The sequence below is a fragment of the Maridesulfovibrio sp. genome (assembly GCF_963666665.1).
In the GTDB taxonomy this organism is placed as follows: Bacteria; Desulfobacterota; Desulfovibrionia; order Desulfovibrionales; family Desulfovibrionaceae; genus Maridesulfovibrio.
Window position 1 is genome coordinate 1,372,054 of sequence record NZ_OY762999.1, and the last position, 24,230, is coordinate 1,396,283.

A 24,230-nucleotide genomic window follows, 5' to 3' on the forward strand; every position below is an offset into this window, starting at 1 on the left:
ATAGACCTACTCGATCGTTATATGTGTTTCTCATTAAATAAATCAATTTGACCCTAAATTAGCCGCTGTTATCTTAAAAAATATAAGGAGATTTTATAATGTCAGTTAAAATAGATTGCAAAGGGTTGCCTTGTCCGCAGCCCGTACTCAAGTGTAAGAATGCTATTGAATCCGAAAATCCAGCAAAAATCAAAATCACAGTAGATAATGAAGCGGCAAAAGAAAATGTATCCCGTTTCATGACTACCAAAGGCTACGAAGTAAGCGTGAAGGAAAAAGACAACCTATTCGTAGTCAAAGGGAAAAAAGACGTTTCGACTGAGTCCTCCGCTGAGTGCGAAGTATGCGAAGTCATGAGTGATGAAGAACTTTCTAAAGTCGGCAGCAAAACCCTTGTTTTCCTGAACAGCGAAGTTTTAGGCAGCGGTGACGATAAACTTGGTGCCGGCCTGATGTTCAACTTCCTTTCCACCCTGCCTGAGCTTGGCGATTCCCTTTGGAGAATTATCATGGTCAACGGCGCGGTCAAACTTGCAACCGAGGGCAGCAAATGCCTTGAAAAACTGCAGGACCTTGAAAAAGCAGGCGTATCTATTCTCGTCTGCGGAACATGTCTCGACCATTTCGACCTGCTCGACAAAAAGAAAGTAGGCGAAACAACAAACATGCTCGACGTAGTCACCAGCATGCAGCTTGCCAGCAAGGTCATTAAGGCTTAAGAAAGCCCACATGACCGACAAACAAACAATCAGACTCAATAAATATATTGCCTCCGCCGGGATAGCTTCCCGGCGCGGGGCTGATGAACTTGTCCAAAAGGGCAAGGTAAAAATCAACGGCGTGCTGGCGGATTCTCCCGGTATTCAGGTTGATCCTGAAAATGACCGTGTGGAAGTCAACGGCAAGCTTGTGCAGCATGAAGAAAAGTCCAAAGACCTATACATCCTGCTGCACAAAACCATCGAGACTGTGACTACAGCCAAAGATCCGCAAGGCCGCAAAACAGTACTCGACCTGTTACCGCCGGAAATCGTCAAGCGCAGGGTCTTTCCTGTAGGCAGACTCGACTTCTACTCTGAAGGCATGCTCCTGCTGACTACTGACGGTGAACTCTGCAACCGCATGACCCACCCCAAGTGGCACCTGCCCAAAATCTACCACGTGACCATTCGCGGAAAGCTTTCCGAAAAAGAACTCTCTGTCATGCAAAACGGCATGTACCTTGAAGACAAAAGGGAGCTGCTCGCACCGGTCAACATCAAAGCAATTTCTGAAGTTGGTGAGACCACCAAATATGAAATGGAACTGCGCCAAGGCATCAACCGCCAGATCAGGCGTATGTTCGGTGAATTTGATAAAACCATTCTGCGCCTCAAGAGAATCCGCCAAGGACGCATTGAGCTTGGAAATCTCAAGCCCGGAAAATGGCGCGAGTTGTCTGCAAAAGAACTTACTTTGCTAAAAAATGATTTGAAGATGAAATAACGATAGCTTCGCAGCTATTAACGACAAATTTACATCAAACTAAAAAGGCCCGGATTTGATAATCAAATCCGGGCCTTTTTGTGCAGTATTAACTACTGATTCTGCGTGTTATCTTCCACGTTCACACCTTCGGGCGGAGTAAACTGGAACTGCGCGTCATCAACTTCAGGGTCAATCTCAATATTGTCCATAGAAACTTCATTTCCGTTACCGTAAAAGTCGACCACCAGCACTTTACGCATCATTTTCTTTTCCGGATCAATCCACGCAAAGGCAAGCACCATGCCTGTTTCCGGCTCAAGGGGAAGCAGCTTAAGTTTGATCAGCCCATTATCTTCACCCTGATTCTCGACCACAAAATCCTCTTCGAGCTTAGCCTGCCCAGAGATGAATTTGATCATGGTTTTAGAATTAAAAAGCTGCTGGGTGCGATATTTAAGAGCCAGTTCGTCTTCAGGAAAATAGTCCCAGACAACGGATTCACCCACGATCAGCAGCTCCGGCTCCGGCTTTACTGATTCCCAACGGAGCAATGAGGGTTGCTTAAAAGTAATTTTACCGGAACGGAGATCCTGTTCCTTACTTGCAGCATTGGTCAAAGTCTGAGTAAAGTCAGCTTTGAAAGTTTTAATTGAATCGTATGATTTCTGAATCTCAGTAGTCAGTTCATCTGCCACAGCCATAGAGCTGAAGGAAAGCAGTACCGAGACAACAAGTATTAAAATCCTGAATCGCATTATTCTCCTCGTGAATTCGGGTTCATCTACAAAACAGTCTTTAACTCTTTTGGATTAATTATGAAAGAACAACCTGTATCACAAATTTCCCGCAGACTTATCGAAGCAGAGCTCTACGGCGAACTCTATGCAACCATGAGCGAGCAGTTCGGCAAAGAAAAAGCCCTGCAGGTTATAACCGTAAACCTGCAAAAATCAGCCCGTAAGGCGGGACAATCCTTCGCCGCATCCGTAGATACACCAAATCTTAAACATTTCGCAACTGTAGTTGAAATCTGGAAAAAAGATGATGCCATCGAAGTTGCAGACAGCTCAATTGAAGGCAGTGAATTGACAGTAAAAGTAGTCCGCTGCCGTTATCAGGAATCCTACCGTGAAATGGGTTTGCCTGAAGAACTCTGCACCCTGCTCTCCTGTTCCCGCGATGAACCGTTCGCTAAAGGGTACAGCGAGAATTTAAGCATGGTTCGCGAAACAACCCTTGCAGAAGGCGGAGACTGTTGCCCTTTTAAATTCATCTGGGGTTAGCCCATTAAAAAGACCGCAATATTATTTAATATTGCGGTCCTGAACATTGACGTTTTAGAGATTTTTAATCTTTAGTCACAAGCACGATACGCGGCTTGCTGCCGTCCTGCGGTCCTAGAATCCCGTCCTGCTCCATCTGTTCGATGAAACGGGCAGCTCTGTTAAAACCGATACGAAAACGGCGCTGCAGCAGAGAAATTGAAGCCTTACCCTGCTCCATTACGAATTGCACAGCCTCGTTATAAACCGGATCGTCGGACTCTCCGGGCATAGATCCGACTCCGGGACCGGAGGCACCGGAATCTTTCCAATCGGTAAAATCAAGATCAAAATCCTGAGGACATTTCTTCTTCCAGAAATCGACCACGCCCTTGATCTCATCATCTTCCACCAATGCACCATGAAGCCTGCGCAGCTTGGAACCACTGGGCTTGAAGAGCATGTCACCGCGTCCAAGCAGCTTCTCAGCACCGACCATATCAAGAATGGTGCGCGAGTCATGCTTGGAGGTCACCTGAAATGAAATACGGGTCGGAAAGTTGGCCTTGATCAATCCGGTTACGACATCAACAGACGGACGCTGGGTAGCAAGGATGATGTGAATCCCGGCAGCACGGGCCAGCTGTGCAAGACGCACAATACTGATCTCAACATCCTTGCCTGCTGTGAGCATAAGGTCGGCAAGCTCGTCCACGATAATTACCAGATACGGCATTGGTTCGAGATCTTCCAACTCTTCGGGCAAATCCTCACCGGACTTGGCAAGCTTTTCGTTGTAGCTGGCAATGTTACGCACACCGAGACGAGCCATGTTCTCGTAACGCTTGTCCATCTCGAAAACAGCCCATTCAAGCGCGGACTTGGCAAGAGCCATGTCTGTAACTACGGGATGCACGAGATGCGGCAGGCTGGCGTATACTGCCAGTTCGATACGCTTAGGGTCGATGAGCAACAACTTGAGTTCTTCGGGGCCAGCCTTGTAGAGCATGGACATGAGCAGACCGTTCAAGCAGACACTCTTACCGGCCCCGGTAGCCCCTGCTACCAGCAGATGCGGCATCTTGGCGAGATCGGCGGAAACAGGTTCACCCTGAATATCCTTACCAAGGGCCATAGTCAGCGGGGACTTGGACTTGGTAAAGCTGCCGTGTTCGAAAATTTCACGCAGGTAAACAGTCTGGCGATTGTCGTTGGGAATCTCGATCCCGACAGAATCCTTACCCGGAATGGGAGCCTCAATACGAACGGCTGTGGCTTTAAGTGCAAGAGCGATGTCGTCTGTCAGGTTGGCAATCTTGCTGACCTTTACCCCCGGAGCGGGACGGAATTCAAACATGGTTACAACCGGACCGGGAATAACATTCTGAACTTCACCGTCAATATTAAAATCGCTCAAGCAAACCTTTAAGGCCTCGGTCTTTTCTTCAAGATCTTTGGGATCAAATTGAACACCGGCAACCTTCGGTTCTGTAAGAAAATCCAAAGCCGGAAAATCAGTACTCGTGTCGATTTTTCTGGCCTTCGGCTTCTTGGGTTTGGCCTTGCTTTTTTCTTTTGCGGCAGGCTTATCAGCAAAAGGTTTGAGAACGAGAACATCGCCCTCTTCTTCTACATCAACATCTTCAATATAATCATCCTCAGCTTCCTTGCGGACTTTGGATTCAGCCTTTGCTTTTTTGCGCTCGGCACGCTTGATCTTCTGTTCGGCCTGCATGCGCTTGGCTTTGCGGCCGACACGCTCCTTATTCTTGAGCCAGAAATCGGTGAGCAAAGAACGCAGTCTTTTGCCGATGGAAGCCCAGCTGAGATTCAGGGTCAGCTGAATCCCGGCAAGAGTCATGAACATCCAGAACAGAAATGCGCCCACGGGTTTCAGATACTTGAAAGACCACTTGGAAAGAAGCGCACCAATGAAACCGCCCTCATGAATAGCGAGAGTCTTCTGGTATTCAACCAGCCACGGATGGGAAGACCATGCGAGCAGGCAAACATACAGGAGCACCAATCCGATCCAGCGCCACCACGGCTGGCGAAGAGCAGAAATAAAGGAAGTAATGCCGAGAAAAAGAAAATAAAACGGAATCAGCCATGAGCCAAGACCCAGCATTTCCACGAGAATCCCGGCGGCATATGATCCGGCGGGCCCGATAAGGTTTTTAACTTTCCAGCTGCTGCTGACAGCCTGATTGAGGGTCGGATCACCCGGATGGTAAGAGTACATGCTTATAAAAAGAAATGCGGCTAAAAAAATCCAGAACAGGCCGGCAATCTCTTTTGCGAACTTTCCGCTTGGCAGTGTCTCATCCTCCGTTTGTTCCCGAATAGGGGCAGGTTGGCGCTAGGCCATCTATAAATAGATGACAAAATATTCAATTTTCGGGGAGCACTAAGCTCCCCGAAAGAAGTAAGAACTAATTACTTTTCACGACCGAGGTATTCGCTGGAGCGGGTATCTACCTTGATCTTATCCCCTTCGTTAATGAACAGGGGGACGTTGATAGCGAGTCCGGTCTCAAGAGTTGCGGGCTTGGTTGCGTTACTTACACGGTCACCCTGTACGCCGGGATCGGTCTGGGTTACTTCAAGAATTACGGAAGCAGGCAGGTCTACGCCGATTACTTCACCATTATAAAGCAGAGCCTTGTTGGTTTCACCTTCTTTAAGGAAACCGCCTGCGCTACCGATAACATCAGCAACAACGTTCATCTGCTCGTATGATTCGAGATCCATGAGTACGTATTCTTCGCCGTCCTTGTACAGGAACTGCATTTCTTTGGTAGCCATGTCAGGCTTTTTTACTTTCTCACCGGAGCGGAAAGTCTGGTCGGTAATACGGCCGGTGAACATGTTACGCAGCTTGGTGCGTACAAATGCGCCGCCCTTACCGGGTTTGAAATGCTGAAATTCAACAATTTCATAAGGTTTACCATCAATCTCAATTTTAAGTCCATTTCTAAAATCTTTAGTAGAAATCATATTTCCTCCAATAAAAATATTATTTGCAGGGCCTTAAACGGCGCCTTTAAGCCTCAGCCCGCTGTCTTCAATTAGTTTAAGGTGACAGCAGCCGGCAGTTTTCTGCGGCTAATCAGCTGCCACATGCGAAAACAATGCTTGAACGGCCAAGGCATAGCTCATTATTCCAAATCCGGCAATTACTCCAATGCACTGTTTTCCCATAAAACTTTTCTGGCGAACAGGATCTTCAGTCCGAGCCCAGATGTTGCTGATATGAACTTCAACACAGGGCACTTCAATCCATGCAAGGCAATCGGCAATGGCAAGACTGGTATGAGTGTATGCTCCGGCATTGAAGGCAACACCGTCAAGACCGTCTTCACGGGCTTTTTCCAGCCTGTCGATCAGTGCGCCTTCAGAATTGGACTGAAAAAACTCCAGCTTGATCTCGTCAGCTTTCTCACCCATAAGTGTCTTGAGATGTTCAGGAATATCTTCAATTTTATCAGTACCGTAAATCTCAGGCTGACGTTTGCCCACATATCCGAGATTGGGTCCGTTCAGAATCAGGAAGGTTTTCATCAAATCCACCTTTTGTGTTCAGGTTCAGGGAAAATATCCTTGTAATGATTGTCCTGCTTGACTAGCCTTGATAAATAAGTGAACAAGGCAGGTTCACGCAACAACAAATAATCAAGGACAATTCCTTATGGATAATACACTCACACTAATTAATACAATTTACGAGATCAATCAGCTTGAGGAAATAGCAGCTCCGCAGATCATCCTTGCCGGACGTTCCAATGTAGGAAAATCCTCGCTGATCAACTGCCTTGCCAGCAGAAAAAGTCTGGCCAAGATCAGTTCAACTCCGGGTAAAACCCGCAGTCTCAACTATTACGAAGTCAGCCCGCACGGCTACTATATTGTAGACCTTCCCGGTTATGGATACGCCCGCTGCTCAAAGACCGAGCGCGCCAAATGGGCCAAACTGATTGATAAATACCTGCTTGATAACGCTTACGTAGCTGCTGCTGCAGTCCTGCTGGACAGCCGCCACAGCCCGCAGCAAAATGATCTTGATCTCATTTCGTATTTCAAGCACTGCAACATTCCCATTCTTCCGATCATGACCAAATCGGATAAGACCAAGCAGAAAGACCGTTCTAAGGTACAGAAGCAATGGGAAGAGATCCTCAAGATCAAGCCTATCTGTGTTTCCAGTAAGACCGGTATGAACCGCACAAAGCTCTGGAATCTGCTGGACATTACCGCGATTCCCGAACTGGCTGAGATTGAGGAAGAATCTGAATAAAAAACGCCGCAGATATTTTTATCAGCAGTCTAAGGGCATTTCATCATTTTATTAATGATGAAATGCCCTTTTTAATTACCTAGCTTTAAACTTGGTCAAATACTTCCCGAAATGTTCAGGGACAAACACCCATGCGATGCGTCCCAAAGCCAGCGAACTAACCAGAATATTCCCCAGCCATGCCGCAATAATAGGCGGCAAGGCCCCGGTATCCCCAGCAGAAGCACCAATCATGAACAGGGCATAATAGGTAAAAATAATGGCCAGTCCCAATCCGATGTTCAGATATATATTTTCGGTAATTGTCACCAAAGCCAATGATACAAGTGCCATGGTCAAAAGAGAGAAGGCATAGGCCCACTTGGAATGCCATGCAGTAATCAGCCGGTCCACGCTGGAACCAGAAAGTTTGAGCTGTTCAATGACCTGATCAAGCTGCCAGAGCGGCAACTGGGCCGGATCAATATCCGGGTCAACAACCTTAAACACGTTCAGATTCAGCTTGATAGGCATGGTAAAAATAGGATGTTTCTGCGAAGCAAACTTATCCGGGCTAAGCTCTACAGCATTTTCCAGCTTCCAGCCATACTTGCTGCTGACCTCGGCACTCTCAGAGGTAATAACCCGTTTGATTCCGCCATTACCTTCAGCAAACTCATAAACGGTAATGTCTTTAGCCCGGTTCCCGAAAGGCATAACCTCCTTGGCCTCGACCACGAAACGCCCTTCCTTGAGCCAGATATTTTTCAACACCCGCTTATCAAGCATACTTTTACGCACATCTTCTTTCCAGATGCGGTAGGCCTCCTGCTCACCGTAAACTCCTATAACCTGTGAAAAAAGCATCTGCCCAAAAGACCAGATCACGGCATAGATTACAAAGAATTTCAGGAACCAGATGAGCGATAATCCTCCCGTACGTAAAGCAAGAAGCTCCTTGTTCCGGGCCATAACGCACAGCTGAACGATCATGGAGATGAGGAAAACTGCAGGCAGAATCTGGGAAAAGATGAGCGGCATCTTGACCAGAAAATACTTAAGAATGGTACCCACCCCCAGTCCGGCCTCAATGAAATCATCCAGACGGTCAAAGAGGTCTGAAAGCAGATAGATACCTGTTCCAACCCCAAGGCAAACGCACATGAGGAAGATATTCTGCTTCAAAACATACGACGCAAGGTATCCGGGAAGAAGTCTGCGAATCATGCTTCTTTCCTCCTGAACTTTTTCAGGAACGGAATCCTGATACTGAATGAATGCTCCATAACCGCCATCTTAAGCAGAACCACTGAAATTACGGCAAATGTCATATTCGGCAACCAAAGTCCGATCACCGGAGTAAGCACACCGCTCTCCCCGAAAGTAACCCCGAGAGAAAGCATGGTATAATAAACAAGAAATAACCCCATGGAGATGATCAAGCCATATTGCTGCTTTAATCCTTTGAAAATACAGGCAATTGGAACAGCAAACATACCAAGTACAAGACAAGCCACAGGCAGGGCCAGTCTTTTTTGAACCTCTACTTGAACTTTTTTAAAGAAACTGGGATCAATCTCTCCGGCACGGTCCCCTGCGCGACTGATGCGGACCAATTTTTCCCAAGACATTTCCTTGGGCCGCAATTCATCCACATCATACCCTTTTAAAATATTGGCAAGGGGAATACGGACGTCATAGTTCTTAAATTTCAGGACACTAAGTTGGTCTCTTTCCTGCTGATAGATTCTACCGTTTTCAAGATGAATAAGCAGGCGCCCCATTTTAGGATCTGTGCGGATTTCACCCAGAGGAGCCACGATAGTCGCGGTCATTCCCTTACGGGTGTTATCGCGTACGAACACAGAGCGCATGATGCCGCTTTTTTCATCAACTGTGTCAGCATAGAAGACAAGCCCCGGAAAATTTTTGTTAAAAACTCCGGGCTGGATTGCCAACTGACTCTGGGTACGGGCAAATTCCATGAGGGCGTTACGAAAATTCTCCGTACCCCACGAAAGTCCGTAGAGTGAAAAATAAAAATCCGCCCCGGTACAGAGCAGACAGAATATGATCGGAGCAGGTAATAACCTGTAGAGACTCAAACCGCCGGATTTAAGTGCGGTAATCTCATTATCCGCATTCATTCTCAAAAAAGTGAGAAAGATCGAGAGCATAGTCGCGATCGGAGTAAGCATCAGCAGAAAAAAAGGACACAGGTACATGAAAAGTTTAGCCATTTCCAATGCACCAAGACTCTGCCCCATGAACAGGTCCCTGAACTGGAGCAGTCTGCCGATGAGGATCAACCCCATGAAACCCGAAAGACTCAGAGTAAAGATGGATATGAGTTCTTTAAAAATATTGCGATGAAGAAGCTTCAATTTAGTTCCCGCAAATATGCAGACAAAATAAGTTAATCACAAAAATAACGCAGACTTGGTTACAGTCCACTTAGGAGAATCAAAATGAGGGTCAGACTTAACAGTCCGGAACTTCGCCATTGTTTTCAGCGTAAAAACGTTCCATGAACTCCATGTCCTTGGGAGACAGGTTGAATCTCATGGCCGCCTCTTCAAGCAGTGATTTCAGCGGTTTTCCAGTCTCAGAATGTTGCTCGGAAATCCATTTAATAGCTTTTCTGGTCAATTCACATGGAGGCACAACAGTAGTCATATATTTAATCCTTGGTTAAAGACGTAATTGATTAATATATATCAGTACACCAGCTTGCCGCCCCTTGCAACTTTGTGCAGGCTGGCTTACCCAATGCAGGTAACTTGAATTATAGACCGGAATTTCCGGCAATCATAAAGGAATACCAATGACATCTCTATTTACTGCCGCCATACTCGGCATCGTGGAAGGACTTACTGAATTTCTGCCGGTATCAAGTACCGGACACCTGATCATAACAGGACACCTGCTCGGTTTCACCGGAGAAAAAGCCGCTTCATTTGAAGTTGCCATCCAGCTCGGCGCAATTCTCGCTGTGGTTGTTCTTTACTGGCCTCGCTTCTGGGGATTACTTTTCCCCAAACCGGGACAACGATTTTCCGGCATTCGCGGACTCTACCTGCTTTTTTTGACCAGCCTTCCCGCATCCGTAATGGGATTGCTGGCTCACGATTTCATCAAACAGCACCTCTTTAACCCGTATACTGTTGCATGGGCACTGGGCGTAGGCGCAATCATGATCTTAATTGTTGAGAAAAGAGACATCCGCCCTTCCTGTTACACTCTGGACGAAGTAACCCCGAAACTGGCTTTTGGCATCGGCTGTTTCCAATGTCTTGCTCTCTGGCCCGGATTTTCCCGCTCTGCCGCGACAATTATGGGCGGTATGCTTCTCGGTGCGAAACGCAAAATTGCTGCGGAATACTCCTTTATTGCCGCTGTACCTATCATGTTTGCAGCTACCGGATATGACATGCTCAAAAGCTACAAACTTTTTACCATGGCTGATATGCCCTTTCTGGCGATCGGATTTATTGTCTCGTTTCTTTCAGCATGGGCAGCGGTAAAAGGATTCATATACCTGCTGGGTAAATTGACCCTGCGCCCCTTTGCTTATTACCGGCTGGCGCTTGCTCCTCTGATCCTCTTCTTCTGGAGTTAAAAAGAGCTAACTAGGCGTCAATTTGGATTATTTTTAAAAAAATTTAAAAAAAGTTCATTTTTTACTTGCCAAGCTCACGCAGAGTGTATAGTTACTCTCCTCGTTGGACGGGAAGTTCAACACCACAAACGTGGCGAGGTAGCTCAGATGGTTAGAGCATGCGGCTCATATCCGCAGTGTCGGGGGTTCAATTCCCTCCCTCGCTACCACGGAAATTTCAAGGCCCTGCAAAATTTGCAGGGCCTTTTCTTTATTAAAAGCCGATAAAACAACATATAATTATTATACCGAAATTTTTATCATTTTTTACTTGCCAAGCGGATCAAGAGTGTATAAACACTGTCCTCGTTGGACGGGAAGTTCAACACCACAAACGTGGCGAGGTAGCTCAGATGGTTAGAGCATGCGGCTCATATCCGCAGTGTCGGGGGTTCAATTCCCTCCCTCGCTACCACGAAAATCTTTAGGCCCTGCAGAACTATGCAGGGCCTTTTCTTTTACCCTTCGTCCCAAGCTCCTATTATTAGTTCACTCCCGTTATTTCCAAGTACCGTCATTTCTGTTATTTATTTGGGTAAGCTTCATACTCAACATAGGATTTGTGCTTTGAAAAAAAATTTCCCAACAGACCAAACATCATTCTTAAGCAAATTTGCTAGTTATCTCCTTATTTTTTTAGTGAGCACCCTACTTTGTTGCGCACCAAATACGGTTTCTGCAAAGAAACTTGATGAGGTAACTCTGCAGCTTAAGTGGTTTCATCAGTTCCAGTTTGCCGGATACTATGCCGCTCTTGAAAAAGGATTCTACGAAGAAGAAGGGCTCGATGTAAAAATCGTAGAACGCGACCTGCGCCACAATCCTATCGATCAGGTTCTTAATGGCGAAGCCGACTTCGGAATCAGTAATTCAGAAATCTTGCTTCATTATTTAAGCGGCGAAGACGTAGTTTTGCTTGCCTCCGTGTTCCAACATTCTCCCCTTGTTTTCATTTCAAAAACACAACCTTTAGTTCACTCTGCACAGGATTTAAAAGATAAAAATGTGCTTATGAGTTCAGCATCTCAAGACATAGAGCTGAAGGTTATGATGGAACGAAACGGAGTTTCGTTAAATGACGTAAAGCTTATAGACCGTTTTGCCACCCCTGAAGACTATTTTGACCCATCAATTGATATTATCGCAGCATACATCACAAACCAGCCCTATTACCTGAAAAAAGAGAATATTCCGTATTCAATAATCTACCCCTACACCCATGGAGTTGATTTTTATGGAGACACCCTTTTCACTTCCCGTTCCCAAATTCAAAAGTACCCGGAACGGGTCAGCAAATTTGTCCGAGCCAGCCTGAAAGGATGGCAATACGCACTAGAACACCCAGATGAACTGGTAGACATTATTTCCGAAAAATTCGGTTCATTAAAAACTGAAGAACATCTCAAATATGAAGCAGACACAATCAGAACCCTGATTCTGCCAAATCTTGTACGTATAGGGCACAGCAACCCAGTACGATGGGAGCAAATAGGAGCTGAATTTAAAAAGCAGGGAATGATTGACCAAACTAAGGATCTTTCAGATTTCTTTTACAACCCGGCAGAAGGAAAAGTAACCATCAGGGAAGAAACCGCATTTCTCGCCGCAGAGATCTTTGCAACCATCATGATTGTTCTGCTTGCCTCCATCTTCGTTGCCGGCAAATTCAAACAGGAAATTAACAACCGCCAAGAAATTGAAGAAAAGCTCAAAAAAAATGAGAAATACTATCGAAGCCTTTTTGATAATACAGGGGCGGCAACGGTCATGATCGACCAAGAACATACAATCATAAAATGTAACGAAAATTTTGCTCAGCTATGCGGGGCCACAGTTGAGGAAATCGAAGACAAACGCAAGTGGACAGATTTCATAGCACCGGAAGAATATGAACGAATGACAAGTTATGCCTCAGCAAGATTTTCTACAAATCAATCGCCACCTAAGTCTTATGATTTCAAATTTCTGCGGGCAAATGGAGAAATAAGAAATGTTCACGTTGATGTAGGAATAATTGAAGGAAGCACAGATTGTGTTGCATCTATAATCGACATGACTGAAAAGGTGAAAACACAGGAACTGCTTATTCAAACAGAAAAGATGGTTTCTGTCGGCGGGCTGGCCGCCGGCATGGCCCACGAGATTAACAATCCATTGGCCGGTATACTTCAGGCTGTACAAAACATCTATCGCAGAACCTCTCCAGGTGTTCCGGCAAACACAGCTGTTGCAGAAAAAATAGGCTGCTCATGCGAACAGATTCAAAGTTACCTTGAAGAACGGGGAATCATTAGAATGCTGGACGGCATTCATTCCTCCGGAGAACGTGCTGCCAATATTGTGCATACCATGCTCAACTTTACCCGCCGCAACGATAACGGCATGACGGTCTGCAATCTCAACAAACTCTTTGATGATATCATGAACATCATCACTTGCGATTATGATCTCAAAAAGAAATACGACTTTAAACACACCAAGATTATAAGGGATTACCAAGAGAATCTCGGCGAAATTAACTGTCTGCGTATAGAAATTGAACAGGTGCTGCTGAATCTTGTCAAAAACGCAGCCTATGCTACCAACGAAATTTCAGATATACGAACCCCGACTATCACACTCAGGACCAGAATGGATGACAAATTCATCACTGCCGAAGTGGAAGATAACGGTCCGGGCATGAGCCCTGAAGTGAAACGGCGAGTATTTGAACCGTTTTTCACCACTAAATCACCCGGAGTTGGAACCGGGCTTGGACTTTCCGTCTCATATTTTATAATAACCCAGAACCACAAAGGTACATTTGATATTAAGACCGAAATCGGAAAAGGAACAAAATTCACCATAAAATTACCCATTGTGTGACAACTATCATGAATAAAAAAATATTTTTTATATTACTGGCTGTACTGATGCTGGCTTGCCCGGCTTGTGCTAAAAAACCTGTTTTATACCCAAATGAACAGTACAAAGAGGCAGGAGAAGCAAAAGTTTCGGAAGACATCGCCTACTGCATGGAGTTTGCTGAAAAAAGTGTCGGCAATACATCCAAGGCAAAGACTTCGGTAAAAACCGGAGTTCAGGGAGGCTTGATCGGCGGCGCTGTCGGCCTTGGGATCGGCATAGTGACAGGAAGTCCCGGAACTTCTGCCTTAGCCGGTGCTGCAGGCGGTGCTGCCGGAGGAGCTGTAGGCGGTGCAATGCAGGAAAATCCTGATCCCCTGTATAGAAAATTCGTCGAACGCTGTCTCAGGGAAAAAGGCTACGAAACAATGGGCTGGAAATAACTACGGTCCTTAAAAGCCGTCATGAATGGGGATATATTTAAGCATAATCTTTTTATATATCCCTTCTTTTTTCATCTTTTTTAACTCAGAACTGACTTTCTCAAATGCCTCGGGATCTTTCTGCCGTGAAAAAGCAAGGTAAGTGTCCGATTTGGAATAGACTAACGGCAACCCGGTCTTCGGATCCAATATAGCCTCTATTTTCCCCAGCAGACCGTTATCATTTAAGAAACTCAACGCAGGATAATAATCGGCAAAAAAGAAATCTATTCTACCCAGCAGCAACTTCTTGGTATTAAGATCTATATTAGGAACTTCTTCAATGCGTTTGAATAAATTATCTTTCAAGGCCTTATCTACTTTCGCTCCATAGTAAAAAGCTCGCCCGACGCCACCTATATATTTATCCGCACCTGCAAAATCTGGCGAAAAGAACGTATCCGTTCCGACGCGACGCAAAGCAACCACTTTTTCGGTAATCAAAACCGTATCCGAAAACCTTAAAAACTCATTACGTTTTTCATTGAATCCAGCATTAAAAACAGCATCAGCCGTGCCTTTTCTTGCCATAGCCATAGCTCTCTTCCATGGCACGATACGTATATCAGGAGTATATCCGGCCCGCTTTACCGCCGCAGAAACTATTTCAACCAAAAAACCGGTTGGTTTACCATTCTCAAGATAAGTTTGAGGAGGAGTATCCAGAGTAACAAGAACAAGGCTTTTGGCATTCAGTACAGGCGGAAAAAGCAAAGAAACAAAAAAAACAAACAGACAAAACCTTAACACGACAACTTCCACCTCCTTTAAATCTCGACTATATATTAGCAGTAAAAGATTCACGAAACAATCTAATCAGTTCTTAGCTTAAAAATATAGATGAAGATTTCAAAAATTTATTAATTCAGGGTATCTTAAAAAATCAATCCCAAGCATAATAAAATTATTCAATTTGGTGTTAAGTTTATCCGGTTAATGCCGATCTTTTTTGTAATACGGTGTAACCTACAAAAATGGCTGAATTATGTTAAGATTATTGACCATACTTATCACTATACTTCTGCTGCCGGCGTTAGCATTTGCATGGCCGGGAAAAATCGTCGCAGTGGAAGGCCCCACTTCATTTATCGTTCTCAAAAATGGTCAGACCCCGGTAAAAATTAATATTCCCGGGGTAAAAGCTGTTCCGGGGCTGGATACGGCCAAAGCACGTCTCGAAAGCAGCAACCTTGTTCTTATGCGTGATGTTGAAGTTCGAGAACTCAGCACGAACGATGATGGAAGCATAATCGGAGATATCACTTCCGACGGAAAATCCATATCCAAGGAACTCATGGATGAAGGTATAGTGCAAAGCGCAGCCATACCGGACTCAACAATCAAAACTGAAGAAACAACTCAAACTCTTGTTTCTGCAGAAACAGCTCCGGCCCCCCAAGCTCAAACCGCTCCTGCAAGTGATGCGAGTGCAGGAGAAATAGCTGACGAACTCTTGCCTGCTCCATCACCGCAACCTGCAACCCAAGTTGCACAAACACCTGTTCATGAACCGAAACCGCAATTGCAACAGGCTCAACCTCAACAGCAAATTCGTTATGTTCAGGTATACCAACCGCAGCAACAATTAGGTCTCTGGCCTGGACGCCCTGCTCCGGCAGTTGCCCCGCAACCTGCTCAGCAGTCATATTATGTTCAGCAGCCTGGACTGCAACAGCCTCAAACAATGCCGGTGGCTGTACAGCAGCAAGAAACTCAGGAACAAATGCTAAACCCTGGAGATGCAGCAAAACGCGAGTATGAACTTGCTGTCAGGGTTCAAAGACAAAAGAAAAGAACCAAGAATAAGGGCTTCTTTGTTCCCAAGAAGAGCTCCGAGACATTTGTTGGAGTTGGCGGTGGAGCTCAGGCCTCTATGACTTCAAAAAGCGACTCACCGTACTCTTCATTCGGTGGTATGGGCGGCATCTCGGCTCGCCACTTCTACCCATCCGGTTTCGGTCTCGGAGGTGATTTTTTCATGAGTAGTACTTCCGGATCTTCAGGCACATACGGAACAACTTATTATGATAACGGAACCGTCAATACTAATGGAACTGACTACGATTATAAAAACAAAGATTTCACCACATACACATTTACAGGGTCATTACTCTACAGATTTTATGCAGACAGAAACTTTACACCATACATAGCTGTTCATGGCGGATATTCATTTTTTGATTACCCCGGAACCATATTCAAAATATCTGACGGAGCCCCTGTTGCAGGCGGCGGTGCGGGTTTCTTGTATGAATTCGATTCCGGCTTCACCATCGGACTAGATTCCCGTTACCTGAAGACTTTTGGTGCTAAAAAAGATGACCCCAGCGGTTTCTTCGATACAATGTTCAACATAGGTTACACTTTCGACTGACCGCATTAAAAATCAAACTTACCGAAAGCCCTTAACGTACATAATGTTAAGGGCTTTTTTTGTTTCATTATTGACATTTTCAATCTCGAAGAGTACTACACATCTGAAATGAGTAGCACTTAATGGCATCTATTTTAAGAATTATGGCGCAAAAGGAGAAGTAATGAAATTTAAATATCTATCAACAGTGTTTGTATCGTTAATCCTTCTCATTATAATGAGCACACCTTCATTTGCGCATAGGGTAAACATCTTTGCTTACGTCGAAGGTGATACCATTTTTACCGAAAGCTATTTCAGTAAAAAACGGAAAGTGCATCAAGGTAAAGTTGAAATTCTAAACGCTGAAACCGGACAAGTGCTGCTCAAAGGCGTTACCGATGATGAAGGTCTATTCAACTTCTCCATTCCTGAAGCGATAAAAAAAGACAGAAACGGGCTGCTGATCAACCTTCAGGCTTCCGAAGGACACCGGGGCGACTGGACCCTTACTGCTGATGAAATATTCCCAAATTCACCAGTAGAAAGCAAGCCTATCACTCCACCCTCCCCTGCAGAGTCCTCCGTTCCTGCAGCAACAACAGCCCCTGCAGAGTCAATAAAAGCTTCCTCTTCTGAAATCGCACAGCTAACCACACAAGTGGAAAACCTTACAAACAAAGTCGAGACCTTAAAGCGGTTGATCATTAATCAGCAGGAAAAGGGTCCCGGAGTGAATGAGATATTTTCGGGGATAGGATACATCCTCGGACTTTTTGGAGTTGCTGCATTTTTTCTTTCCCGGAAAAAATAGCTTTCCTGACACATCAATGCACGGAGTGAGTTCATGCGCAAACAGATTGTTCCCGTCCTGACTATTTTACTGATTTTGGCCTTTAGCAGTTCTGCTTTTGCCCATTTCGGAATGCTGATCCCTGAGAATTCGATCATCAAACCGGAAAAAAAGAATGCCGAGCTTACGCTTTCATTTTCACATCCTTTTGAACTTATTGGAATGAATCTGGTTAAGCCCCAGAAATTCAGTGTATTCTATGATGGAAAGGAAACAAACCTTCTCCCTGAGCTCAAGAAGACCAAGGTTATGGACCATGAAGCCTTTAAAGCTGAATACAAATTCAAACGCCCCGGCATGTATACATTCTTCATGGAGCCTGTCCCCTATCCCGAGCCTGCAGAGGATAACTACATCATCCACTACACAAAGACTGTTGTTTCCGCTTTTAACGAAGGTGAAGACTGGAACAAACCTCTTGGCGTAAAGACTGAAATCGTTCCCTTAACCCGCCCTTGGGGTAATTATGCAGGCAATGTTTTTCAGGGAATTGTAATGCTGGACGGCAAGCCCGCACCTTTTACCCGCGTAGAAGTTGAATTTTATAATAAAGATGGAAAACTGGAAGCACCCTATGAATCCATGGTAACTCAGGAAGTTCTGTGTGATGCAAACGGAGTATTCACTTTTGCCTGCCCCAAAGCCGGCTGGTGGGGTTTTGCTGGTCTGAACGACGCAGATTACAAAATCAAAGGTAAAGATGTTGAGTTGGGTGCAGTTCTCTGGATTGAAATGCTTCCTTTTAAAAATAAATAAGATAAAGCTAAAAACAGCCTTATTTCAAAACTAAGCCGAAGGCCGGAGGAGATTCCTCCGGCCTTTACTTTTATCATTAAGCTAATTATGACAACATTTAAGCTAGTTTGTTAGAACGATATAATCTAATGTTATATTTACAGTAATCACCAACTCTCAATGGAGAAAAAATGCTCAACCCTCAAGTTTTAGTTGTCGATGACAGCAAGACTATCCGCACTGTGATCAGTTCGGAATTGAAGAAGCATTCCATTGACGTAACAGAAGCCGTTAACGGCATTCAGGGGCTGGACTACACCCGTAACCATCATTACGACCTGGTAATTACAGATATTACCATGCCGGGAATTGACGGTTACCAATTATGCACTGAGATCAAAAGCAATCCGGACACCCAATCAACTCCGGTAATCATTCTGTCCAGTAACGAACGGCACGAAGAAATTGAGAAAGGATTTGAGGTTGGAGCCGCAGCCTATATAACCAAAAACAAGGCCCGTCAGGATCTGCTTCCATATATTAAAGAAATTCTGGATCGAGCTAAACTGCTTCGCGACAAACTGGTACTTGTTGTTGATGACTCCAAATATATCCTGAACGTAGTCAAAACAGGACTAACTTCGGCCGGATTCAAAGTCATCACAGCCAGCAATGGATTTGAAGCATTTGAAATTGCAAGCGAGATTGTACCGCATCTCATCCTTTCTGACATTAACATGCCGGTAATGGACGGCATCAAGCTCTGCGAAAAAATCCAGAACCACCCCTCTCTTTCACATGTTCCCTTCGTAATCATGAGTTCCGGCGCTGACCGCAGAACCATGCGCGAATTGCTGCACAAAGGCGCGGCCGCCTTTCTGGTCAAGCCATTCAACATAGACCAGTTGGTAATTACAGCTGAAAAATTGCTCAGCGACCATTTTCAGATTGTGCTGCAGCAACGTGAAATTTTCAAAAAAGAACGCACACTGCTTATGGGCAGTATTACCAGCCTGATTCAGGCTTTGGAAGCAAGAGACCCCTACACAAGAGGCCATTCCGATACTGTTTCAAAATTATCGGTAAAAATTGCTGAAAAGCTCTCGCTGAACAATCGAGATCAGGAACGAATTGAATTTGCTGCAAAACTTCACGATCTCGGAAAAATTGGAATTCGTGACGATATTTTGCTGAAAAACGGCCCGTTAAGCGATGAAGAATTTGGCAAGATTAAAGAGCACCCGGTGCTTGGAGCCGATATTCTAAGCCCTATTCCCAGTATGGAAGACATAATTCCTGCGGTACTGCATCACCATGAAAAAATGAATGGCAAAGGATATCCGCACGGCCTGACTGGAGGCGAAATTCCGCTATGGGCAAGAATCATATCAATTGCTGACGTATATGATGCACTGACTACTGACAGGCCCTACAAAGAGGCCTTCACGCATACGGATGCTATGGAATTCATCGAAGAAAAATCAAATGAGGAGCTCTGTCCGGATTGCGCACGGGCTTTTAAGGCTGTCATGTTAGAAAATGACAGCCCGTTGTATTAACTATTCTAGACAGGATTAAGCTTATCCAGTCCTGAAACTTCCCACGCCTTCTCTTTGTCCACTTCTTCGCCATTCTCAAGGATCATAGTTTCCATTTCCCCGGCTACATCCTCACTTTCTTCCACTCCCATTTTGAAAATGCGTTTCTGATTGGAATCATAAATATAAGCCGCTTCTTCGTAGATATAAAACTTAAAAGGATTCTGCATAGTTCCTCCATAAAATTAATGTTCGTAAACACTGAGCTTTTATCACTTTGCGCAATGACAAGAAAGGGCTAATATTATAAGAATTTAATTACAGACTCTAATTTTAACCATAGCCCTTCAGGAGCAGGCATGAAATTTACCACAATCACCTCAATTACTTATGCTGTATTTTTCCTAATCATGTTCGCATGCTCCACCGCATTCGCTGATATTTCGACCTACAAATGTGACAAGGGGCCGGCCTGCATTGATGAAAGGGTTAATTTCGGAACAGCCCAGATCAAATGCACAGACGTTAACGGAGACGTTCTTTCTGACTGGGTTTGCGAATATGAACTGGAATATACCTGCACAAACAAATTAACCGGTGAAGTCCGCAAAGGAGGGTTTGACCCAATGCCCTCTTCACTCTGCTCAAATCTTTGCGGGCCATGCAAAGAAGGCTGGAAATAATTTAATTTTGTACTTTCAGAGCTCTTGCCAAGAGCACTGCAATGATATAGAAAACATCTCTTCACCTAAAGGGGAATTAGTCTTTCATATGCTTTTAACCCCTTGCATCATCTTCCTGCGTGTATACAATATAAGTAGGAAATGTTCTTTGAAAAATGGGGGCGCATTGGTTTCGACGGGGGTGAATGAAACCAAGGTTGCAGGTCGTGGCGCCGCTGGCCACGTAAAAAGCGGCACAATCATAATTGCAAACGACAATTACGATTACGCAATGGCAGCTTAATTAAGCTGACCATGTCATAGCTTTGATGTCTGATATTAGCTTTGACAACAACCTCATCAGGCTGGCTATCTCTGCGTTGCACGTCCGTAGAGAGGCGAGAACCTAGCACGCGCTGGCTCATATGTTGCCTGTTCAGGGGCGTTCATATGGGCGAGAAACAATACTTGAACTAAGCCTGTAGACATCTTGGTGGAGCATTCTCGGACGGGAGTTCGACTCTCCCCGCCTCCACCACCCAATTGAAATAATTGGATTTTTTCAAAGAAAAAAAGGCTCATGGCACATCCATACCTATCATACCTATTGGTACAAAAAGGGATGTTTCATGAGCCTTTTTTGTGCCTGCGCGATACAATCTACAACCTTCTTCGAAGCTGAAAGAGAAGTTAACCTTTTTAACAAAAAGACGATGCTTTTAGTAACTCCATAGTATATTCGCTTTCTGGATCAGTGATAACTTTTTCTACCGGACCATACTCCACACACCGACCATTCTTCATAACCATCACTGTATGACAAAGCCCACTAACCAAAGCAATATCGTGAGAAATAAATATCATGCTCATGTTACTCTTCCGGACCAAAGAACGTAGAAGATCTGCAATCTGTGCCTGAGAAGAAACATCGAGCGCACTGGTTGCTTCGTCACAGATAAGGAGTTCAGGTTCGGCAACCAAGGCTCGGGCTATGGCTGCACGTTGACACTGCCCTCCTGATATTTCCCAAGGATAACGATCCGCCAACTCAGGTGTAAGTCCCACTCTGCACATCAATTCGTTGATATATTCATCCGCTGCATTTTTCCTTTTTCGATCAGTGAGGTTGCGTACAGCATCCCTCATGGTTACACGAATTCTCTTATTCTGATCAAAAGAGGTAAGCGGAATCTGGAACACCATCTGTGCCCGGCGATAAAGGGAACATAGGCTCCGCCTATTCATAGCCGTAACTTCTTCCCCTTCATATCTAATGCTCCCCTCATCCGTCCTCTCTAACTGCAAGAGTTGTCTGGAAAGCGTGCTCTTGCCAGACCCTGACTCCCCCACAATTCCCAACACCTCACCGCGAGAAAGAGTAAAACCGACGTCTCTGACTGCTTCTATCGTTCGTTCAGCAATACTATACCGTTTTGTTACATTGCTCACCTCAAGAAACTTAGATAAATAATCATAAACAGGATAAACAGTCCGAACACAGGGTACATCGGCTATCAATTTTTTCGTATATGAGTTCTGCGGTGAATTAAGAACCTCTCCAGTAACTCCACATTCAACAATCTCCCCCTGATGCATGATGGCCACCCTGTCAGCAATATGCGATGCAAGAGAGATGTTATGAGTAACCAAAAGGATTGAAGCCCGGCACTCTTCACGCAAAATACGAAATTCATCAATAACCTGCCGCTGGTTCATCACGTCCAGAGCACTGGTAGGTTCATCAGCAAGAATAAGGCTTGGTTCCATTACCATAGCCATGGCCAGCGACACACGCTGGCACATCCCCCCTGAAAGTTCAAAGGGACAGCAATCCAACACCCGATCAGCATCGCCCAGCCCAAGCTTGGTGAACGCAGTCCGTATTGCAGCAAGAGATTTTTCAGTATCACTCCGGTTATGGCTACGCATAGTATCCAGAAACTGGCTGCGTATCTTCCGTATGGGATTCATAGAAGTAGCAGGGTTCTGAAATACCGTGCACAATTTTTCACCCAACAATTGCCTACGTTCTTCAGCAGATAGCTCAGTTAGTTTTTGCCTATTGAAAGTTAATCCCCCACCGGAAATCCGTACTCCATTGGACGGAAGCCCCATTATAGTCTTTAAGACGGTAGACTTACCCGATCCAGATTCACCGACTAATGCGAAAATCTCTCCCGTACCTACCTCAAAGGAAATGTCTCGTATGACATCCTCTCCATTATATCCAGCGCTAAGATTCTGCAGCTTTAACACTGTATTTTTCATACACGATCCTCACCGAGATCCTTAACGTCGATACGATCACGCAAGGCATCCCCCAGATAGTTAAATACCATTACAGTAATAACCAGAGCCGCAGCCGGATACATGACAGTCCATGGAGCTGTACGCAGCATTCCTCTGGACTCACTGATCATACTACCCCACTCTGCCTGAGGAAGCTGTACGCCGAGCCCAAGGAAGGAAAGCCCTGCAAAACCAAGCATGACTGTACCAATCTGGGACGTTGCAAAGGTGAGAAGTGAATTAAAAATATTTGGCAAAATATATTTGGCCATAATTACACCATCACTACAGCCTGAAATTCTGGCGGCTTGAATGAACTCCTCATTTTTTAGCGAAAGGACTCGACTGCGTGCAAGGCGGGCATATGGTGTCCAGCTAGCAAATCCCATTGCCAACATTGCGTTGCCCATTCCTCCTCCGAGAATACCGGCCACAGAAATAGCCAAAACCATCTGTGGAAAGGCCATAATGCCATCGATAAAACGCATAACGACCTTATCGGCAGAACCGCTGTAATAGCCGCAAAGAATGCCCACAAAAGCCCCGAACGAAGCAGTGACGAAAACCAGACTCAGAGCCGAAAAAATACTCGTCCGAGCACCGTATAGCAGACGAGAAAAGACACAACGCCCCATAGCGTCCGTGCCCATTGGATACTCAGCACCCGGAGTCTCCCGCATACGCATTATGTGCGTGGCATACGGATCATTCGGAGCAAAGTGCTGAGCAAACAAACTTCCTACTATCAATAAAAGGGCTATAGCGATGAATACCCACATCCAAAAATCTTTATGTATTGTTTTCATACGGTTATTCTCAACTCTCAGTGACCCTTGGATCAAAGTAACGGTAGGCTAGATCGGTCAGCAAATTAATGAGTACATAAATGATGGCAATATAAACTACGAACCCCTGTATAACCGGGTAGTCTCTGGCTGTAATGGCATCCATTACCAGCTTTCCCATTCCCGGCCACTGAAAAATAGCCTCAATGACAACGCTGCCGGCAAATAGATGCCCCACGGCAAAACCTATAACTGTCAATATGGAAAGCATGGAATTATGCAGTACGTCTTTAACAAGGATAGTACCGGACTTCACCCCTCTTGCTTGAGCCCCGGTTACATAGTTCTGTCCTAACTCACCAAGCACCTCTGCTCTTATCTGCTTGATAAACTTACCCATTGTCGGCATGGCTAGAGCGACTGTGGGCAGGATAAGCCCCTGAAAACTGTTTTTCGCAAGTACTGGAAGCCACTGAAGAAACACGCAAAAAAGATAAATCAACAATAGAGCGGCCAGAAAAGATGGTACGGCATTGGCTAAAAAAGTTAAAAACCTGACAAGATAATCTGCAACTGTGTTTCTTTTGACTGCGGTCCAGATTCCAAGTGGGATGGATACAATCAGAGAAAGTGCCAGCGCAGAAACTGCCACCATTGCTGTTTTGCCCATTGCATTCCACATAAGCCGGGATACAGGCAGTCCTTTTGCGTAAGACTCACCGAGGTCTCCTTGCACGAAACACCATAACCAGTTCCCGTACCGAACCAGAAAGGGATCATTCAGCCCCATGCTCTCCCGAGTGGCTTCGAGCACTTCCTCTGTTGGTGCTATCCCCTGAGCTATCAACTTCTTTTGTGCCGGGTCACCCGAAGCAAGGAACATAAGAGAAAATGTAATGAACGTTATCACTAAAAGCACAGGGATGAGCCTTAATAGACGATTTTGGAAATATTTCAGCATAGTAAACCTGTAAGACACAAAAAGGCGTGTGGAGTATAATTCCACACGCCGTTGAAGAACATATCAGC

General features: G+C 45.1%; 24 protein-coding genes, 2 tRNA genes and 1 other RNA gene. 15 read left to right on the forward strand and 12 right to left on the reverse strand.

Going from position 1 to position 24,230, the window contains the following annotated elements:
• Positions 1 to 98: 98 nt before the first annotated feature.
• A complete protein-coding gene (gene yedF, locus ACKU40_RS06120; protein ID WP_320175633.1) occupies positions 99 to 719 on the forward strand; it encodes a sulfurtransferase-like selenium metabolism protein YedF in 621 nt (206 codons plus the stop codon).
• Between the two features lie 10 nt (positions 720 to 729).
• Positions 730 to 1,485 (forward strand): pseudouridine synthase, encoded by a 756-nt coding sequence (locus ACKU40_RS06125; RefSeq protein ID WP_320175634.1) that lies wholly within the window; start codon positions 730 to 732, stop codon positions 1,483 to 1,485.
• A 92-nt stretch (positions 1,486 to 1,577) separates the two neighbouring features.
• On the opposite strand, the gene lolA is transcribed toward ACKU40_RS06125, so the two are convergent.
• Positions 1,578 to 2,222 carry an outer membrane lipoprotein chaperone LolA gene (lolA, locus tag ACKU40_RS06130; RefSeq protein WP_320175635.1) on the reverse strand — a complete coding sequence of 215 codons (645 nt, stop codon included), beginning with the start codon at positions 2,220 to 2,222 and terminating at the stop codon, positions 1,578 to 1,580.
• Between the two features lie 60 nt (positions 2,223 to 2,282).
• Here lolA and ACKU40_RS06135 point away from each other — a divergent pair, with 60 nt between their 5' ends.
• Positions 2,283 to 2,750, forward strand: a complete 468-nt coding sequence (locus ACKU40_RS06135) for an L-2-amino-thiazoline-4-carboxylic acid hydrolase (RefSeq protein ID WP_320175636.1) — start codon at positions 2,283 to 2,285, stop codon at positions 2,748 to 2,750.
• 64 nt (positions 2,751 to 2,814) lie between these two features.
• On the opposite strand, the gene ACKU40_RS06140 is transcribed toward ACKU40_RS06135, so the two are convergent.
• From ACKU40_RS06140 to ACKU40_RS06150, 3 genes are all read right to left on the reverse strand, one after another.
• Positions 2,815 to 5,073 (reverse strand): DNA translocase FtsK 4TM domain-containing protein, encoded by a 2,259-nt coding sequence (locus tag ACKU40_RS06140; protein WP_320176365.1) that lies wholly within the window; start codon positions 5,071 to 5,073, stop codon positions 2,815 to 2,817.
• Between the two features lie 92 nt (positions 5,074 to 5,165).
• Positions 5,166 to 5,726 carry an elongation factor P gene (efp, locus tag ACKU40_RS06145; protein WP_320175637.1) on the reverse strand — a complete coding sequence of 187 codons (561 nt, stop codon included), beginning with the start codon at positions 5,724 to 5,726 and terminating at the stop codon, positions 5,166 to 5,168.
• A gap of 108 nt (positions 5,727 to 5,834) precedes the next feature.
• Positions 5,835 to 6,290 carry a type II 3-dehydroquinate dehydratase gene (locus ACKU40_RS06150; protein ID WP_320175638.1) on the reverse strand — a complete coding sequence of 152 codons (456 nt, stop codon included), beginning with the start codon at positions 6,288 to 6,290 and terminating at the stop codon, positions 5,835 to 5,837.
• 127 nt (positions 6,291 to 6,417) lie between these two features.
• On the opposite strand from ACKU40_RS06150, the gene yihA reads away from it, so the two are divergent.
• The gene (gene yihA, locus ACKU40_RS06155; protein WP_320175639.1) at positions 6,418 to 7,023 is read left to right on the forward strand and encodes a ribosome biogenesis GTP-binding protein YihA/YsxC; all 606 of its coding nucleotides are present in this window, start codon (positions 6,418 to 6,420) and stop codon (positions 7,021 to 7,023) included.
• Between the two features lie 75 nt (positions 7,024 to 7,098).
• Here the strand turns inward: yihA and ACKU40_RS06160 are convergent, their stop codons facing one another.
• The 3 genes from ACKU40_RS06160 to ACKU40_RS06170 form a co-directional block, all read right to left on the reverse strand.
• Positions 7,099 to 8,229 carry an LptF/LptG family permease gene (locus ACKU40_RS06160; protein WP_320175640.1) on the reverse strand — a complete coding sequence of 377 codons (1,131 nt, stop codon included), beginning with the start codon at positions 8,227 to 8,229 and terminating at the stop codon, positions 7,099 to 7,101.
• The gene (lptF, locus tag ACKU40_RS06165; RefSeq protein WP_320175641.1) at positions 8,226 to 9,386 is read right to left on the reverse strand and encodes an LPS export ABC transporter permease LptF; all 1,161 of its coding nucleotides are present in this window, start codon (positions 9,384 to 9,386) and stop codon (positions 8,226 to 8,228) included. Before lptF ends, ACKU40_RS06160 begins: the two co-directional genes overlap by 4 nt.
• A 97-nt stretch (positions 9,387 to 9,483) precedes the next feature.
• The gene (locus ACKU40_RS06170; RefSeq protein WP_320175642.1) at positions 9,484 to 9,678 is read right to left on the reverse strand and encodes a hypothetical protein; all 195 of its coding nucleotides are present in this window, start codon (positions 9,676 to 9,678) and stop codon (positions 9,484 to 9,486) included.
• A gap of 148 nt (positions 9,679 to 9,826) precedes the next feature.
• Here ACKU40_RS06170 and ACKU40_RS06175 point away from each other — a divergent pair, with 148 nt between their 5' ends.
• From ACKU40_RS06175 to ACKU40_RS06195, 5 genes are all read left to right on the forward strand, one after another.
• Positions 9,827 to 10,621 (forward strand): undecaprenyl-diphosphate phosphatase, encoded by a 795-nt coding sequence (locus ACKU40_RS06175; protein WP_320175643.1) that lies wholly within the window; start codon positions 9,827 to 9,829, stop codon positions 10,619 to 10,621.
• 132 nt (positions 10,622 to 10,753) lie between these two features.
• Positions 10,754 to 10,830, forward strand: a tRNA-Met gene (locus ACKU40_RS06180).
• Between the two features lie 168 nt (positions 10,831 to 10,998).
• Positions 10,999 to 11,075: transfer RNA gene (locus ACKU40_RS06185), tRNA-Met, on the forward strand.
• A 224-nt stretch (positions 11,076 to 11,299) separates the two neighbouring features.
• Positions 11,300 to 13,525 carry an ABC transporter substrate-binding protein gene (locus ACKU40_RS06190; RefSeq protein WP_320175644.1) on the forward strand — a complete coding sequence of 742 codons (2,226 nt, stop codon included), beginning with the start codon at positions 11,300 to 11,302 and terminating at the stop codon, positions 13,523 to 13,525.
• A gap of 8 nt (positions 13,526 to 13,533) precedes the next feature.
• Entirely contained in the window at positions 13,534 to 13,947 is a 414-nt protein-coding gene (locus ACKU40_RS06195) for a hypothetical protein (protein ID WP_320175645.1), read from the forward strand.
• Positions 13,948 to 13,956: 9 nt separating this feature from the next.
• Here ACKU40_RS06195 and ACKU40_RS06200 read toward each other — a convergent pair whose 3' ends face one another.
• On the reverse strand, positions 13,957 to 14,790 hold the full coding sequence (locus tag ACKU40_RS06200; RefSeq protein ID WP_320175646.1) for a transporter substrate-binding domain-containing protein: 834 nt from the start codon (positions 14,788 to 14,790) through the stop codon (positions 13,957 to 13,959).
• Positions 14,791 to 14,971: 181 nt separating this feature from the next.
• Here ACKU40_RS06200 and ACKU40_RS06205 point away from each other — a divergent pair, with 181 nt between their 5' ends.
• The 4 genes from ACKU40_RS06205 to ACKU40_RS06220 all read left to right on the forward strand — a co-directional run bounded on the left by ACKU40_RS06205 (position 14,972) and on the right by ACKU40_RS06220 (position 19,486).
• Positions 14,972 to 16,360: a hypothetical protein gene (locus tag ACKU40_RS06205; RefSeq protein ID WP_320175647.1), complete on the forward strand. Its 1,389-nt coding sequence runs from the start codon at positions 14,972 to 14,974 to the stop codon at positions 16,358 to 16,360.
• 163 nt (positions 16,361 to 16,523) lie between these two features.
• A complete protein-coding gene (locus tag ACKU40_RS06210; RefSeq protein ID WP_320175648.1) occupies positions 16,524 to 17,153 on the forward strand; it encodes a hypothetical protein in 630 nt (209 codons plus the stop codon).
• A gap of 33 nt (positions 17,154 to 17,186) precedes the next feature.
• Entirely contained in the window at positions 17,187 to 17,948 is a 762-nt protein-coding gene (locus ACKU40_RS06215; protein ID WP_320175649.1) for a DUF4198 domain-containing protein, read from the forward strand.
• Between the two features lie 170 nt (positions 17,949 to 18,118).
• On the forward strand, positions 18,119 to 19,486 hold the full coding sequence (locus ACKU40_RS06220) for a response regulator (RefSeq protein WP_320175650.1): 1,368 nt from the start codon (positions 18,119 to 18,121) through the stop codon (positions 19,484 to 19,486).
• A gap of 5 nt (positions 19,487 to 19,491) precedes the next feature.
• Here ACKU40_RS06220 and ACKU40_RS06225 read toward each other — a convergent pair whose 3' ends face one another.
• Positions 19,492 to 19,695 (reverse strand): hypothetical protein, encoded by a 204-nt coding sequence (locus ACKU40_RS06225; protein WP_320175651.1) that lies wholly within the window; start codon positions 19,693 to 19,695, stop codon positions 19,492 to 19,494.
• Positions 19,696 to 19,824: 129 nt separating this feature from the next.
• Between ACKU40_RS06225 and ACKU40_RS06230 the strand changes: the two genes are divergently transcribed.
• Positions 19,825 to 20,148 (forward strand): hypothetical protein, encoded by a 324-nt coding sequence (locus ACKU40_RS06230; protein ID WP_320175652.1) that lies wholly within the window; start codon positions 19,825 to 19,827, stop codon positions 20,146 to 20,148.
• 157 nt (positions 20,149 to 20,305) lie between these two features.
• Positions 20,306 to 20,665, forward strand: a transfer-messenger RNA (tmRNA) gene (gene ssrA, locus ACKU40_RS06235).
• Between the two features lie 161 nt (positions 20,666 to 20,826).
• Here the strand turns inward: ssrA and ACKU40_RS06240 are convergent.
• The 3 genes from ACKU40_RS06240 to ACKU40_RS06250 are packed head-to-tail and all read right to left on the reverse strand — an operon-like array spanning position 20,827 to position 24,162.
• Positions 20,827 to 22,395 carry an ABC transporter ATP-binding protein gene (locus ACKU40_RS06240; protein WP_320175653.1) on the reverse strand — a complete coding sequence of 523 codons (1,569 nt, stop codon included), beginning with the start codon at positions 22,393 to 22,395 and terminating at the stop codon, positions 20,827 to 20,829.
• On the reverse strand, positions 22,392 to 23,222 hold the full coding sequence (locus tag ACKU40_RS06245) for an ABC transporter permease (protein WP_320175654.1): 831 nt from the start codon (positions 23,220 to 23,222) through the stop codon (positions 22,392 to 22,394). Before ACKU40_RS06245 ends, ACKU40_RS06240 begins: the two co-directional genes overlap by 4 nt.
• A 10-nt stretch (positions 23,223 to 23,232) precedes the next feature.
• The gene (locus tag ACKU40_RS06250; protein WP_320175655.1) at positions 23,233 to 24,162 is read right to left on the reverse strand and encodes an ABC transporter permease; all 930 of its coding nucleotides are present in this window, start codon (positions 24,160 to 24,162) and stop codon (positions 23,233 to 23,235) included.
• Positions 24,163 to 24,230: the final 68 nt, after the last annotated feature.